Source organism: Oxalobacteraceae bacterium OTU3CINTB1 (assembly GCA_024123955.1).
Taxonomy (GTDB): domain Bacteria; phylum Pseudomonadota; class Gammaproteobacteria; order Burkholderiales; family Burkholderiaceae_D; genus Rugamonas.
In genome coordinates this window covers 663225-677662 of sequence record CP099652.1, presented here as the reverse complement: position 1 = coordinate 677662, position 14438 = coordinate 663225, and the positions used below count along the sequence as shown (strand labels likewise).

At 53.3% G+C, this 14438-nt stretch carries 11 protein-coding genes; 2 read left to right on the top strand and 9 right to left on the bottom strand.

Annotation, left to right across the window (positions count from 1 at the left end):
• Positions 1 to 38: 38 nt before the first annotated feature.
• Positions 39 to 836, bottom strand: a complete 798-nt coding sequence (locus NHH73_02905; protein USX27268.1) for a hypothetical protein — start codon at positions 834 to 836, stop codon at positions 39 to 41.
• A gap of 1612 nt (positions 837 to 2448) precedes the next feature.
• Between NHH73_02905 and NHH73_02900 the strand changes: the two genes are divergently transcribed.
• Entirely contained in the window at positions 2449 to 2985 is a 537-nt protein-coding gene (locus NHH73_02900) for a hypothetical protein (GenBank protein USX27267.1), read from the top strand.
• 158 nt (positions 2986 to 3143) lie between these two features.
• Here the strand turns inward: NHH73_02900 and NHH73_02895 are convergent, their stop codons facing one another.
• From NHH73_02895 to NHH73_02880, 4 genes are read right to left on the bottom strand one after another with little or no spacing between them, the layout of a single operon-like run.
• Entirely contained in the window at positions 3144 to 4265 is a 1122-nt protein-coding gene (locus NHH73_02895) for an SAVED domain-containing protein (protein ID USX27266.1), read from the bottom strand.
• Positions 4258 to 4740, bottom strand: coding sequence for a Mov34/MPN/PAD-1 family protein (locus NHH73_02890; protein ID USX27265.1), 483 nt, complete (start codon positions 4738 to 4740; stop codon positions 4258 to 4260). The genes NHH73_02895 and NHH73_02890 overlap by 8 nt, the downstream gene beginning before the upstream one ends.
• Positions 4737 to 6446: a ThiF family adenylyltransferase gene (locus NHH73_02885; GenBank protein USX27264.1), complete on the bottom strand. Its 1710-nt coding sequence runs from the start codon at positions 6444 to 6446 to the stop codon at positions 4737 to 4739. Before NHH73_02885 ends, NHH73_02890 begins: the two co-directional genes overlap by 4 nt.
• Entirely contained in the window at positions 6446 to 7453 is a 1008-nt protein-coding gene (locus NHH73_02880) for a nucleotidyltransferase (protein USX27263.1), read from the bottom strand. Before NHH73_02880 ends, NHH73_02885 begins: the two co-directional genes overlap by 1 nt.
• 891 nt (positions 7454 to 8344) lie before the next feature.
• On the opposite strand from NHH73_02880, the gene NHH73_02875 reads away from it, so the two are divergent.
• Positions 8345 to 8713, top strand: coding sequence for a hypothetical protein (locus NHH73_02875; GenBank protein USX27262.1), 369 nt, complete (start codon positions 8345 to 8347; stop codon positions 8711 to 8713).
• Here the strand turns inward: NHH73_02875 and NHH73_02870 are convergent.
• From NHH73_02870 to NHH73_02855, 4 genes are all read right to left on the bottom strand, one after another.
• A complete protein-coding gene (locus NHH73_02870) occupies positions 8706 to 9713 on the bottom strand; it encodes a hypothetical protein (protein ID USX27261.1) in 1008 nt (335 codons plus the stop codon). The two genes, NHH73_02875 and NHH73_02870, sit on opposite strands and share 8 nt — an antisense overlap.
• A 1019-nt stretch (positions 9714 to 10732) precedes the next feature.
• Positions 10733 to 12643, bottom strand: a complete 1911-nt coding sequence (locus NHH73_02865) for a protein kinase (protein ID USX27260.1) — start codon at positions 12641 to 12643, stop codon at positions 10733 to 10735.
• Positions 12644 to 12668: 25 nt separating this feature from the next.
• Positions 12669 to 13196 (bottom strand): hypothetical protein, encoded by a 528-nt coding sequence (locus NHH73_02860; protein ID USX27259.1) that lies wholly within the window; start codon positions 13194 to 13196, stop codon positions 12669 to 12671.
• A 176-nt stretch (positions 13197 to 13372) separates the two neighbouring features.
• Positions 13373 to 14404, bottom strand: coding sequence for a DUF2220 family protein (locus NHH73_02855; protein ID USX27258.1), 1032 nt, complete (start codon positions 14402 to 14404; stop codon positions 13373 to 13375).
• Positions 14405 to 14438: the final 34 nt, after the last annotated feature.

Genomic DNA, 14438 nt, shown 5'->3' with positions numbered 1-14438 from the left:
GGATGCGAAATAGAAAAAGTCCATTTAACCCACTGCGTTCAGCTTGACGTAGCTTTGGGCGGGATTTGGTTCTTGCTCGCCATCGCTTTGTCAAAATACAGCGCACAAATTTCGCGGTACCACTGAGCTTCGGGCTTTCCGTTACCTGGCATTGCCTCCCCATTCTTGAAGAAGACGCCATTATCAAGCCAGTACGCGCTCCGAATTTGTAGCAGCCCTGGAATAGCGCTGTCGACTCCGCTGAACTTGCTTCCGCGAGCGTCGATTCTCACGAAGTAGAACAGCACAAAAAAGTTACGCCTTGACAGGGCCAGGAGATGAATGAACGTGGCCTCGTCGGGATAGTGAGTCTGTATAACCTCGATGATTATTCCAGGAGCTCGTCGGTTAGGCATAAAGTCTGCATTCCCACGACCGCAAATATCTGGTTGGATGTAATGCGTACTGTCTACAGGAATCCGAGCCTCGCTCCACCAATGGTAGCCGGGTACCTCTTCAGTCGGTTTGGGGGTTTTGTAGATAGTCTGAACTTCGATAGACTCTCCAAAAACGTATGTAGTTAAGGCCACCCTAGTGTTTGATTTCAGCCGTCTCAGAAGAAAATCGATGGCTTTTGTATGGGTCTCGTTGCTTTCGCCCTTCCCCGTCCTGCTGCGTTCCGGATACTTTGCGAGAACACGGAAATGCGGCTTTAGCTTATTACGCACTGGGACAACCAATGCGTTGGCATCAACATCATCATGAAGTTGTTCGCCGCGCATTTTTGCAAAAATCACAGGGTTCAAGATATCTGCTTCCAGAAACGTTGAACCTGTTTCTTGTCCTATCGCGGGCATAACAAAACTCCAATCTTTTCGGTCTGGAATTCTACCCCGTATTAGCTGCTCACTAGTCTTCACCCCAACCTAAGCGTTGAAATTCAAGCACAGCAGCCCGCTCATTGCATGCACGGACTTCCCCACAATTTCGCTCATGCTCCTGAAGCCGCCGGGCCACGAGCACATCCAATCCTCGAGGCTCGTGAAAAAGCTCTGCAGCAATTTGAATATAACGTCTAACGACTGGAGTTGAGTGTGCCAGACCGAGCAACTCGCACGCCACGCCGGAATGTGCCGCGTTCGTCCTGAGCCAAACGTCAAACCGTATACACCGCAGCCGATAGCAGACGATGGCGATGCCACAAGCTGCCACAAGAACCAGGGCATACTCCAAGGATTGAGACGCACACGGAGATTCGAACACAGACAACAAAACGCCGGCCCAGAAGACGAAGAGAGCCGCGAGAAGACCGACGAGAGCAGCTCTCAGCGTGCGCATATTCCGTTGGAGGTCACCAATTTTTTCCTCGGCGTCGAACCAGTGGCTCTTTCGACGTTCCTCCACGAGCTTTGCAGCCAGCCGCGGGAGGCGTATGTGTGCTGTTAGCCCGGCGAGCTCGGCTTGTAGCATGGACACGCGAGATTGCTGAGATTCGATTTTCATTGTGGTTGCCGAGCAGATGTTTGCGATTTAGCGTGTAGCGACACACTAGTACGCTTGCTGTCTACTTCGCAAACGTGCTTCGGTCGAAACCAAAGTCGAACCGAAACGCAGGGGTAGTCAGACCGCGCAGAATTTCCGGTAGCAGCGAATGCCGAAGTATGACTTGCCAATAGCGAGGGCATCGGGAAGATGAGCGCAATCAACCCCACGAGCTATACGGCTTTTCGCGAGTAAAAAAGCTCGCTTGGTTCCTCGCCTCCTCCGAACTTCGTGTGCAGAAAACAGTCCGATATATGTGTTCTGCTGAGGACACGCAATCTGACCTGAACACAATCTTTCACGACGAATTTGTGAGCCGACTGCAACCGAGTTCAACATAAGAAACACTGGCCAACGGCTTCGACAGGAGGGCAAAATCGCAACGAATTCTTTGCAAGACGGCGAGCGAATTGGACGTTTACGGCTCCCGTTGGCCCAGGCGTTCGCGAACCGCGCATTTCAGGACACTTACTACACAGGAGGACTAGATGCCTATTTGGACAACGGCCGCCATTACTGAACAACCAGAACTGACACTAGAATCGTGGTCGATATTTGAGCTTCCTGGGGGCGAGCGTCATCTCGTAGGCCGGGCAATCGAAAATAGTGAAGGCCGGGTAAGTTCGTGCGTAGAGAATTTTGATATCAAAACAATGCGAGCCATGACATCGAGCGGACGTGTCTACAATCTCCGAGGCCGCCCTGGTCACAACAGCGATGCCGAGTATACGTGGAACAGGTGGCGTGCCATCAACGACATACGCGACTTCGTCAATGTCAGCAGCGAGCTATGGAACAAGCACCTAAGCGCTAAGGCTTGTTAAGGCCGGAGCATGACTGGTGCTGCCAAGGTATTGCCGGCGCTCCAAATGTGACAACATCTACACGCTCAATCAGACGGCTGGGCTGACGGGACGGGAACGTGACATGCTAACTGACGAGGAAATTGCTCGCGCGGCGATGGAGGACTTGGCTGTCGAGCGCGTACTTGCGCAAACACACCTTGCCAGGCCAGTAGCGATAACGCCAGAGTCCATCGAAGCTGGCGATGCTTCACTCGCGGATACCTACCGTGAGGCGTCGGCGCGGTTCCAACGCCGACTTGAGAGCAAGGAGTTGCTCACTGCCGACGAATTTTGCCACGCTGTTGGCGTAGATGTTGATTGGCTAAACGGCGCACTTCATCACGGTCGCGTGTTTGCACTAATGGCGCCAAACGGCGAATCTTACTATCCGGCCTTCTACGCAGAACCAGGCCTTGACCGTGCGGATATTGAGCGCGTTGTCAACGTCCTTTCCGAAATTGGACCAGTTTCTCAGTTCACGTTTTTCTACCAAGCTTGGACACCGCTAGGCACTACACCTGTGGATGCGTTGCGAGCCGGTCGTGTAGGAGAGGTGATGCGCACAGCGATTGGCTTTGCTGAGGACGCCCCCAGAAAAGTAAATTCCCGCCACATTTAAGGTGGACTCTGTCGATGCTTTAATCGCGTGCATCCCGCCCCGCTCCGCACCGTGACTTTCCCTGTTGGGCTTCTTCTCGCCAGAGGAATCTAATCGCTCGAATGAGTGCCTTGAATGAAGTACCGTGAAGTTTCTGACCAAAAAATTTACTTCTGCACTTACTTCAATCGCAACGCTTTCTTCCAATTTGGCGCCTGCCACTCCCACGCATGCACCTCCTCAAAAATCTTTGGTAGCAGCATGCGTCCAATCTCGACACTGGCGCTCAACGGAGTGGCCGGGAAGATGTGCAGCACTCGCACCCCAGCGGCGTTGAGAGCATTTAAAAACGCGTTGAACTGCCGGCGGAACTCAAGCACGTGCGCTTCGGTTCGAATGATGCCGCGATTGGGTTCCTCGGCACGAAATTCGACGACCGGCATCTGCTGGTTAGGCGTCGACGCGAGGCCAGAAATATTGACCACGACCGCAACCTCTCGCGGTAGCTGGTTGGGAACATCGAACTTATATTTCGGGGCCGCGCACTCCGGCCTAACATCCCAGAGCCATCGCTCACTAGGCAAATCGAGGACCGATGCCTCGGTCTTGTCGCCCAAAAGAGCGCCCAACTTCATGAGCATCGGTATCGGCGCAAATCCCGCAAGCGTCAGGTGTGTGGGCCCATTTCTATCAACTAGTTGTGGGCGGATACGTTGTTCGTAAATGTTTTGCAGCGCGGCTTCCGCACGCTGCCAAAAATCCTCGACGTTGTCTAACACGTCAAAATCGGCTTTGTCGATGTGAATGTGCGGTGCCTTTGGCGAGCGCGTGTAACGACTGTTTTCCAGCATCGCATAATTGATTTGAGCGATGTCCACAATGGGCACGTGAGAACCAATGGGGAACGCCATCAAAATAGGCAAACTCTCCATCATTCCGGTCGCGCTATAGATTCGCTCGATGCGCTCTTCATGCTCACGCTTCATTGCGTATAGCTGTTCCGCCGTGTACTCACTGCTCTTGCCATGCTCGTCGATACGGGCATGGCAGTCAAAACACGCAAGCATCAAATTACTGCCGTCGGCAGCCAGCTTTTCCGAAAGACCTGAAAGGCCACGAGCGCCATCGGGGCTGTCGGCAATGATGTGTGCATTCTCGCCCACTTTTAGTCTTTTTTTGGTAAGGAAATCCCGCGAGACTGGCTTATTACAGCCGCGGAATTGGCAGCGCCCCGCTGCGGCAATCCACAACGTGTTCTTGGTTTCTGTTGGGATAGTAGCCCGTGCTTGGGTCCTAGTCATTCTTTTTCTCCTCGGTCAATTCGTAAAATGCCCCGTCACAGGTCATCGACCAAACGCGGATTCGTTCAATGCCAACTATAGGGAAAAACAGTTGGTCACCGTGGAAGGTGTCCGACGACAAAGCCTTCTTCCAGTCTTGGCGGTCAACCCCACTCGGATTTGGGACTGCCTCTGGATGGGTGTGCCAGAGGCCCAGATAAGCGAGCGTGCTTTCTTCTTCGGACCAGCGACTCTGGGCGATTGCGCTGTGCTTCTTCGAGCGAAAAAAGCTAAACCGGCCGCGCCTATCCGCGTTCTGCGGCGTCGTGACTTCATCAACGACCACATCGTCAGTATCGAGCAGGTGCCGTCCAAGAAGGACGCCGCCGGCCTCTGTCTGCCACCAAGAGCGCTGGCGAAACGCCAGCATCTGCTGGACGGCTGCTTCCACGATGATAAGGCGCCGATTGCTCGAAACACGGTAGACCAATTTCATTTGTCCGTCTTGCACTTCTTACAGGGGCGACCGAATGCACGCTTCGATTGTTCTTCGCTCGGCATCTTCGACCGCGCCTCATTCCACCACGGTGTCGTTTTTAAATTGTGTTCGGCTGCCGCGTTTCCTTCGCCAGCCCAGTAGTGGTACGACGGCCCGGTTTTTCCCGACAGCGCCGACAGGATATGTTCTGCGGCCATCAGCGCCGTACGCCGGGACTGCAGTGCGCCGTACGGTACGAAGTTGCCTCCGCACCCCGTAATCGTCTTCGACACCGACTGATTGGGGGCGAGAAATGCGATGCGGGACTGCAGGCTCGATTCACCTTCGTCGTCTCGATAGAGGCAGTCGAGGCAGCCTTCACCTTGCGTCCAGGTCAGCACAGAGTGCCCGCCGAGGTCAAGGGGTTCCAACCACGTAAAGAGCATCGGTAACTGCCTTTTTGACATACGCAGTGCGCGTGCAAAGCTCTGCTCAAGCGTCGGCAACCCGAGCGCAAAAACGACTGCATCAACTTCATCCAGATTTGCCCTACGAAGCCACTCCTGTCCGCTGGTGGCTCGCGCAATGACTTTGATTCCAGGGTAATGTGTCTCGAGCTGATACTTCAGGCCGAAGACCTTCGACGAATCAATCCAAAACGGGTCCAGGATGTAGCGAAACACGTTGTCCTCAGAGAAATCATCGCTATCGACAAGTGTGAGCCGACCCACCCCGGTCGCTGCGAGTGCGTCAGCGACCACCGCGCCAATGGCGCCGCACCCGATGACGACAACATGTTTTGAGTACATAGCCGCGGATGCGCCGCCCCGTTCCCGCATATACGCTGGGGTAAGGCGTCGCGTCGTTAGTGGCGTCACGGGCTCCTTGAGGTCGATGTCGCCGTTTCGTGTCCGAAATTCGAAGCCGACCACAGATACACCGCCGGCCTGGCGCGGAATGGACACGAGAAGCACCGCTTGCTTCGGATGATTCTTGTTCAAGGATGGTCGAACCAACCGCCCCCAGAGCACAAGCTGGCTTTCCGACATACTGTCGCGAATTGACGCTACGTAGTCAGCGGTAAGCGTTTCGGGAAACACCGGAGGCGCAGGCAACGTATCCAAATGGATGTACAGCGCGTTCTGGGAAGCCGCCCCCTTTACATCGAACGTTTTATGTGGCGGGACATCGCGCTCGGTGAAAAACCGCTGGGGCGCCTTGTCCTTGAATTTAAGATACGTCGTGACAAGGCGGTCACGTCCATCTGCATCGAAGGCGCTCGATGCGCGAATCGAACCTGGCATAGCATTCCAGTAGCCCTCCACTTCATTGAAGAACTCCGCTGCGCCCTCTGCCTTGTCTGCATCCCACTTTTCGAGCAAGTCGAAGGCGGCAAGAAATGTATAAGCGACGATTTCCACGTTGCGGTCCGGGTCGAGGGACAGGCCCTGGTGGTCGCTAACGCAGACACTTCCGTAGTAGCCCACGTGCGGGTGGAGCCGACCGGTGGGCTTCAATCTCACATAAGGCAGTCGCGTAAGCGAAGCGCTAAGGCATTCGATTACTAGGTTCCAGCGCTGGGACGCGCCCTGAACGACTACGTTAATGCGATGTTCCGCCGTGGTCTCCAGGACTTCAAGCTGGAGGCCACGGTCGACACCGGCCTGACGGACCGCCTCGAGGCAGGCATTCACCACATCCTCGCTGGCGTTACCAGCGCTCATCAGGCGGAGTTACCCGTGCCAATGACCGGCGCCCCTACCTTGCGGGCAGTGGCCGCCTTTTCTGGGACAACGAAGTCGTCCCCAAACTGCTTCTTCAGCACTTTACATGCGTCCTCTGGCAATTCCTCGTCGTAGGCATCCTTGAGAGCGTCGCGAAGTACCTCGAACTTGGATTTAACCGTACTCATCTGCCCCTCAGTCATCCATTCCATCAAGTCACAGTAAGGGGTGACCGGGAGCGTGACTGCAAGCCGCTGATAAAAACTGCCGTCGGTGCTAGTCCACTGAAACTGGGCAAGAATTGCATTCACCCAGTTGAGCATCGCTTGAAGGTCGCCAGCCTTCCCTGACGTCTCAAAGTGGGGTTTGAACCACTTTTGCGCTGCAACGGTGAGCGCAATGCTCAGCGGAGCGCCAGACGCAAACTGCACTTGACGCCACCGCTTGAGGTACCGGATGCAGCGACGGTATTGGGCGAGTTCGTTAGTTTCCGAAAATGCGGTGCAGATTATCTTCGTGAGTTGCTTGGGGTCTGACGTTTCCCAGACACGCTTGTTTGTCTCTGAATTTTCTTTGCCTTTGGCAAGGTCGAGAAACTCGTCGTCACGCTTCGTATAGACCGCCAGGTCAACGTGATACGAAATCACGTCGCCCCGCATGTAGTTCACCGTCACACATGGACGGCGGATGTTTACATTACGGCCATGAGTATCCAGGGCATCGCGAATTATTTTTTTGAGAGCGACGGGGTCAGGATATTTGTCTTTTTTGCAATCAAAGATGAGACCAACGTCAATATCGTAGTTCCCATCCAAGGGGACCACGCCGGTGTGCATGGAATAGCTGCCTTGATGGAAGTTATCGTACTTCGGAACGTCTTCGGGCAAATTCGCGTCGAGAGCTCTCAAAATAGTATCACGCTTGTCGCGCAATTTTGCTTTTTCGTCATCGTCGTCGAGTTTGATTTTGGAATGAAAATCGTCGAAGTGTTTTTGGACCGCGGGCATTTGAAAATCCTTAATTAAGAGCCGAAACTCGCCGCTGCGATGTTGCACAGCCTGGCGCAAGGTTGCATTTTTACAATAAATTGGCACTCTCAACTGCAGAGTGCTAACTCATCAGTATCATACTCCGGTTTTAAACGAATACCACCCGGCCGCCAAAATAAGCTGGGTTTTTGTACAGCTCACAAATCACTCGCGCGCGAGAGAATTCGTACAAAATTATCAGGATAACAGCATTCCTATGAAAACTTGGTGAGTGGTCTTCACGGCCCGCCACACTCACAAACCAGGAAATGTTCGCGTCGCAGGACCTCAGGTGCACGTCCAACGATTGCCCTCCATCACTTGAAATTTTGATATCTGTCCCAATGTAGAGTCCGCCAGGAAATCGTTCCTAGCATCAACTTTTGTTGCATAGAAAGCAAAAATGGCCTTTTACAATGACGCAGAAAAAGTTAGAGAGTCGAAAACGAATGAGAAATACCGCTTAGCCCGAAAGCCCGGGGAGAAGCCGTCAAGTCCCGGGATTTACAAATGCCAATCGTGCGGCTACGAAGACGTAATCAACAGAGAATGCGGTCACCTCCCACCCTGCTCCAATTGCGACAAGAAGCCGCACACATGGAAATTACTGGTAACTGCGACCGACGAATAAGTGTTTCCTATTAACAGTGCCGGCTTTAAAAACCGGCTCTTCCTGTTTCTGGGTTTCGCCTACCGCGAGCATTCGAGCTCCCTAGAGGCGTCGCGTGTTGACTTCCGGACTTTGAACTAACTGAACAAGCAACTGTCAAATCGGAAGAAGGCTCTTCCAGACGAAATGCATCGCGCTGACAATTCAAATTCAAGTTCACCCTATCGAATTAACTGACCATCCGATGCTGAGAGCGGAAAATGGACAACTTGGAAATTCCCGACAATTTTCCGCGGCCAAAGTATCTGGGTGCTGTTCCAGGCGCTCAGAAGAAATACCTGGCGGTCGAATTTGATGGCCGCTACTACCAACCAGGCTGCACGCCTCCTGAACTTTATGAACGATGGAGGTATTGCGTGGGACTGGTCGACCAATTCGCGACCGCCTGCATTCAAACTAAAGCTGGAAAGCGCAGGGACATGCCGGAGGCCGGCATTCTCGACCAGTATCTCGTGCGCCTAATCGAGGCCAGATGGGTCAGCGACGACGAAGCCGAGTGGGTGATTCGCGAGGCCGCAAAGGTGTTGAAATGGCCTTCGCCGAATACCGCAACACCGGAGGTCAAATAAGCAGCCGATTTACTGCAGGAGGCTGTGCCTTTAGCAACAGGCGCACCTGTTCTTTGGTGGGCGCAACAGGCGCGAAACGCGAACTCCACGGGTGTAGACCACGAATCCCTCGCAGCAGACCTTGCGCTGCCAGGTTCCTCAGAAAATGATACGCACCTTCGGCAACAGGGCTAAATCCGTTCGTGGATTGGGTGACACTTTCCGGGGTCAATAAGGCCTTGTCGTCAATACAATTACGAACCCACACCTCAACGTCTTGTGCGGCGAACTCGCCGCCGCTCATGCAAAACTTCGCAAATATTCCTGTCTGCCAAATTACTGGATGGGAGCCCAAGGCGCCTCCCTTTTCGACACTCTGCATCAAATTAAGAGGGAGCTGTAACGGGCTCACGCCAAGATAATGACAATGAAGTGCGATACGCATGGTTGTATCAAGGCCGCGAACGAGTTCAATCTTTTTCGCTGGGGTCACCGCCGCCATCCTGACAATCAGCGCTTGTAGCTTGCCCCGCAAGTTCGCCGCCTGCTTGAGCTTTGTCGAGGGCACCGTGCTCATCCGGAGCTTCGGGGTTGCGATGGCCGGCTGTGGGACAAAAATTCGGGTCGACATCGAAAGTAGACGGACCATCTGCACTTCGAGGCCCCTCGAATGTTGATTGTGTAGCCAACGCCATCGACTTAAATCTGCCATGGCCATTTCAATAGCAGCGCTGGAGGCATCGACCGCGACATCAGTGAGGCATATCTCAACAGCAGACATATGCAGCTTTTTAGCGTACTTCCATATCTTCTCAGCTGGTACCTGGTGCCTGAAGAAGACCTCAAGCGCGACGCGCCCCACATTGGTCTCAAGAAGAACATCGGGCACAACCTTGGTTTCGTCGTATCCAGCGACTTCAGCTTCAACCTGCGCGCTGACCACCTCCAACCGAAAAGACGGGTGATGGCGGCGTGACAGCTGATGTACCTGGCCATCGTTAGACTCATGCTTGGCGTTCACTGTGAAGCCAGGCAGTACAAGGGTGGCCAATGTCGATAATTGCTGTTTAGCGTAACGGTGAATGAGGGACTCAGGTGCCGGATTACAATTGGGGTCGTCGGTGCCGTGAGCGAAATGATGCCGAAGAACGGAGCCCTTTTTTGCTATCAACGGCCTTTTACACTCCGCACAATAGCAAGAACATGCTAGCCCACTGGCTACATCGTCAATGTGCACGAGTTGAGAATCTCTCAAACCGTAAAGAATTTCTGTTCCGGTCATTTCAACCCGCACATTCGATAAAAGCATTCAAGCATAGTGGCTATCAGAACGACCGCAGGACTACCGTCGACTTCGCGACTTTGGAAAGTCAGCCGCGCGCATCCTGCCTTTAACCTTCTTGACGATAATGCGCCTCAGTACAGACGCGCATATCTAGGATTTTTGAACCTTGAGCGCTTCGTTAAGCCATGGGGTGAAGTCAGGGCAATCACCGGGCGGGGTCGGTTCAATGACGAGCATTGAAACTTCGCACAATCGAGGGTCTTCACTTTGAGCACATCCGCACTGCGAGAATAGGGCAACCCAACTCCCTTCGGTCTCTTCGAAGGCTAGCAAAGCCTCATCAACACTGAAGGAGCTATCCTGGTGCCGAGAAAAACAGCTGCACTGCGGTCTGGTTACCAATTTTACGTCAAGATACCCGGCTGCCTTTGCTTGCTGCAGGTACTCGAAATTACGCCGGAGTGAGCGGCATGTCCCTAAAACCGATGGGTGAAAATGTCCACACAAGGCGTCCTGGGCATCAATAGAAGCCTGGCGAACTTGCCAATCAGTTGTGCTTGCAATTGGAATGGATGCGAGCCAAAAACGTTGGACTACATCTGAGGTTTGCATTTCTCGCTTAGGAACAAATGGAAACTTGAGTAAAGCAGGCAGTATCACCCGCGAAAACTCGCTCAACGATAATCCGTATGCCGTCCGTAGGATTCGATTCCGAGCTTCGAGCGTCTCATTTAGAGCCTCCCAACTCGTCTTCGTCACTTCCTTGTCTCCAGCTCGTTTGTGCTCGTCGGCGTCGGCATCACAACCGAGAGCCCAAATCGAGCAATTGCTTTTCGCAAGAAAGAGTAGCCGAACTTTTCCAAAACGTAATCTACGCTGTGCTTTGCCTTGATGTTTTCCGCTGTGCTCTCCGCCATATCTGCGGGCGAACGCACCTTTCGTCCGATGTTCACCAGTGACAGGCATTCGGCGACCCGCTCTATTGTCAAAGAAGCGAGCAACTGCTGCCCTTTACGTTCAGCGACGGTCGCCCCCTCGAGTATCAAATCAAGAATATTTTCACGGCCGTTCACGTTCGCGTTCTTATGTTCAGCCGCAATCTCATCATCCAGCTCTATGAGCTGCTGAAGTGTCGCGATGTCCAAATATTCAAGTACGAGTTCCGCGCGAGCGAAAGTTGAGTCATTGAGCAGGCGGACTATAGGTATCAATTGCATCGAGGTCACCGCATCTTCTGCGGTCAACTCTTCGAAGTAGCCTTGAAATAGGCGTCGCAAACCTTCCAGGCCGAGCGCCTGCATATTTCCTTGATAGTCGTCTATCGTGTTGTAGACACCACCGGTTGGAGCGAAAACGAAAACACCTTTGGCAAAGCGTCTTTCACATCCTATTCCGAAGGAACCATTGACCGGTTCATCATCTTCTCGGTCGTCCGTCAAATAGTCGCAGTCTCCAATTTGCCGTAGCTCCTCCGACGTCTTCGTTGCATATTTCTTTGAGGCGCCGAGAGGTGCAATCTCTTCCGTTTCTAAGACAGCGTAGCCGAGTTCGGGCTTTCCGATAAATCGTTCCAATGTTAGTCTTTTCGGCTTCAAGATGAGCTTGCCACTGTAGGGTATTGTGAGAGCAAGCATAGAACCGTTCTCGCAGACGTTGACGCCAGATATTTGTTGCCCCCCGCCCTCCGGAAAAAAGAAGTGATTTAAGCCGTCCCGGCGCGAGAGTACCCCCAAGGCGCTAGCGATATGTTCAACTGTCTCCCAAGTTGCACGCACGAGCCCTGGACCGGATACGGCATCCAGTTCAGCAGCTGCCCACTGAGCGGTATTCCCACTGCGAAAATCAGACTGGAGCTTAATCACATCACGGATTCGCGCCGAAAACTCCGCGGCCGTTGGTCTAAGGGATGGTTTCGAATTCGTGCAGTCGCTAAGCAGGCTTTCAAGCGGCTCAACAACAGCACCTTGCACGCTTCCGACGGAGGTTAGTCCCTCGCGCCCGACCGCACTGTATTGTCCAGAAAACGGAATCTTTTCCTCTGTAATGAGCGACCACACGGTTTTGGCCAAACTATAGACGTCGGCCTTGAACGGGTCCGCCGTTTTCGGCGAGGTCAGCATTTCATTCGCCATGAAAGCCCAAGGTCCCATGGGCTCATTTTTTTCCGTCAAGGCTAGTTTTTCCGGAAACGATGCAATTCCAAAATCGCCAAATCTATACGTGCCCTCGAAGAAAAATAAGTTCTCAGGTTTGATATCCCGATGCGCAACTTCCTGCCTGTGTATCTCGGTGAGAGCCTCGGCGAGCTCGGCAAATGCTAGCAGCTTAGCGTCGAGCGATGCCCCCGCAAGAACCTTTGACACCGGTCGAGCGGTTGGCATCACGTAATACGGCACTTCAAACGAAGGATTAGTTAAAACGAACTCTAAAATTGGCAAGACGCGAGGAGAATTTTTCAACCGTTCCGTTACCACCTTGACTTCGTCGCAAAATCGTCCATACCGCTTCTTGTTATCGTTAAGCAGAAATTTGACGGCGACCTCGCCAAGGGTGGGATGTACGCCGGCGTATACCACCCCGTTTCCACCGACTCCTAGCTGTTCGCCTAATTCGACTCCCACTGAAACCTTCGCTAGTTCCGCTCTTGTCTTTGATATCAAGGCCATATACTGCTCCCAAGTTGTAACGCATTCACGGCGTTCTAAAATTACACCCCACACACCGCCTAGCGTAGTCGGCACCGAGTCCCTTCTCCAACTCTAACCTATGTACCCCATCGGCGGGGACCGCCTCGATGACATTGCCTTGGGCCGATTCCGCAGACCAGATGCAAAACTTCTTCGCCCCGGTCACAGCCACATACGCGACTCGAAATGCTTCGTCCTTTTGAGCAGCATCGAATGTCTGCGGAAACCCGGCGAGACGGTGAAGAGTATTCTTCAAGTCGTTCGCTCCGAAGTAACGGGGCGAGCCAACCAAAATTACGTAGTCAGCTTCGAGCCCTTTGCTCTGGTGGTACGTAGTGCACATCAGTCGCTTATCACGTATGCCTTGGTACTTTTCCAGCTCAGCATACGTCGCGGCTAAGAGGTATATTTCGGCGTCCTCTTCCGCTTCCGCCAGAATTGCATGAATAGCAGCCTTGACGTCCTCGGGCCCGTAGTCGGTCATCCCTCCAACTACATGCGGCACGTGCATAACTGAACGGTTTGCTGCCACACATCGTCGTCCTGAGCGGTGACGACGGCGTTACGTATGTTCTCTTGTTTAAACCCTATAAATTTCATGCTGGTTTCCTGTTGTGGACCTAGCATGTATAGGAACAACGCGTCTGTTTCGTCCAGACCGCCGTTCTAATTTCTAGTTGCTGACTTGCGCGATTTTTCGAAGATGATTCAATCCTTGTCCAAATGGCCTATGGCCCAGTAATCGTCGTCGACCGTTTCGTCATCAAGCGCGCCTGAAACAACACGTGTGAACATAGGGCTTCGGAGCTTTTCGATTCCTAAGGCCTCCTGGGGCATCCATGAACCTTCGGACCAAAGCGTTTCCACCTGTGCGCCAACCTCGGCGCCAAACCAGCTCTTCGATTCGCGAGAAGTTTGGGGCGCGTCGCCGTCGAGTGGGCGCCGGCACCCGAACTTCAGCATCCATCGGTAAAGGTTCATTGCGGGAGCTACCGTTGCAGTTCGGTCGCGAACGGAACGATTAAACAGCAAAGGTATTTCGACACCTGTTGGGTCCAGGTCGCCGAAATATTCCACCCCGACGCCTCCAACGTCGCGCAGCACTTGGAGCAGCGCATCCTCCGTATTCCGGAACGCTTCCCCGACACCGTAAACGACAGCCGAATATCGTTTCATCGTCTCGTTCCACTCCCCAAAACTCCAATAGGTATTGTGATTTTCAACGACCAAAATGGGTAGGCCCGCAACTTTAGGACTTCGATATGCGAGAGGGAATGGCACGGCAAACGCACCAATCGTGGCCAAGTCTAATCGTCCCCCAAAAAGGTAGTTGCCGATTCGAAGTACGTCGAGCCGCTTTTCGTCACCGAAGATTTCAAGCGAACGTTCCTTCACCGGGACTAATGTAAGCGAACCCCTGCGCTTCAGTAGAAAGTCATTGATTGCCTTTGCCGCTGGTAGAGACGTGGGCTTGAGTTCAGGCCAACATCCAAGCTCGGGTACCCATGCGACTTCAGAATAGTTCTCGTGACCAGGCGCGGCAGCTTCGTCGACAACTTGTATCCATAATGGAAGCCGCGGCGAGCCGCGCACTTCCCAGTTCTCTCCGGCCCTGGCAGGCATGAGAATTCTGTTCGCAGCAGCCATTTCGTCCAGTTCCGCAAGTAGGCAAGTATTTCGCTCCGGATTAGCTGCCTGCTCAGGCCGTAGCGAGAAAAACGCAGCACGAACTTCGTCCAAGGTCTTTCGCTTACGTCGTCCAGTTCGCAAGAGG

What these genes read in the sequence shown, in the direction of transcription:
- NHH73_02895 (USX27266.1), bottom strand. Translation starts at nt 4,265, where the DNA reads ATGACTAGGACCCAAGCACGGGCTACTATCCCAACAGAAACCAAGAAC.
- NHH73_02905 (USX27268.1), bottom strand. Translation starts at nt 836, where the DNA reads ATGCCCGCGATAGGACAAGAAACAGGTTCAACGTTTCTGGAAGCAGAT.
- NHH73_02885 (USX27264.1), bottom strand. Translation starts at nt 6,446, where the DNA reads ATGAGCGCTGGTAACGCCAGCGAGGATGTGGTGAATGCCTGCCTCGAG.
- NHH73_02890 (USX27265.1), bottom strand. Translation starts at nt 4,740, where the DNA reads ATGAAATTGGTCTACCGTGTTTCGAGCAATCGGCGCCTTATCATCGTG.
- NHH73_02900 (USX27267.1), top strand. Translation starts at nt 2,449, where the DNA reads ATGCTAACTGACGAGGAAATTGCTCGCGCGGCGATGGAGGACTTGGCT.
- NHH73_02880 (USX27263.1), bottom strand. Translation starts at nt 7,453, where the DNA reads ATGCCCGCGGTCCAAAAACACTTCGACGATTTTCATTCCAAAATCAAA.
- NHH73_02875 (USX27262.1), top strand. Translation starts at nt 8,345, where the DNA reads ATGGACAACTTGGAAATTCCCGACAATTTTCCGCGGCCAAAGTATCTG.
- NHH73_02865 (USX27260.1), bottom strand. Translation starts at nt 12,643, where the DNA reads ATGGCCTTGATATCAAAGACAAGAGCGGAACTAGCGAAGGTTTCAGTG.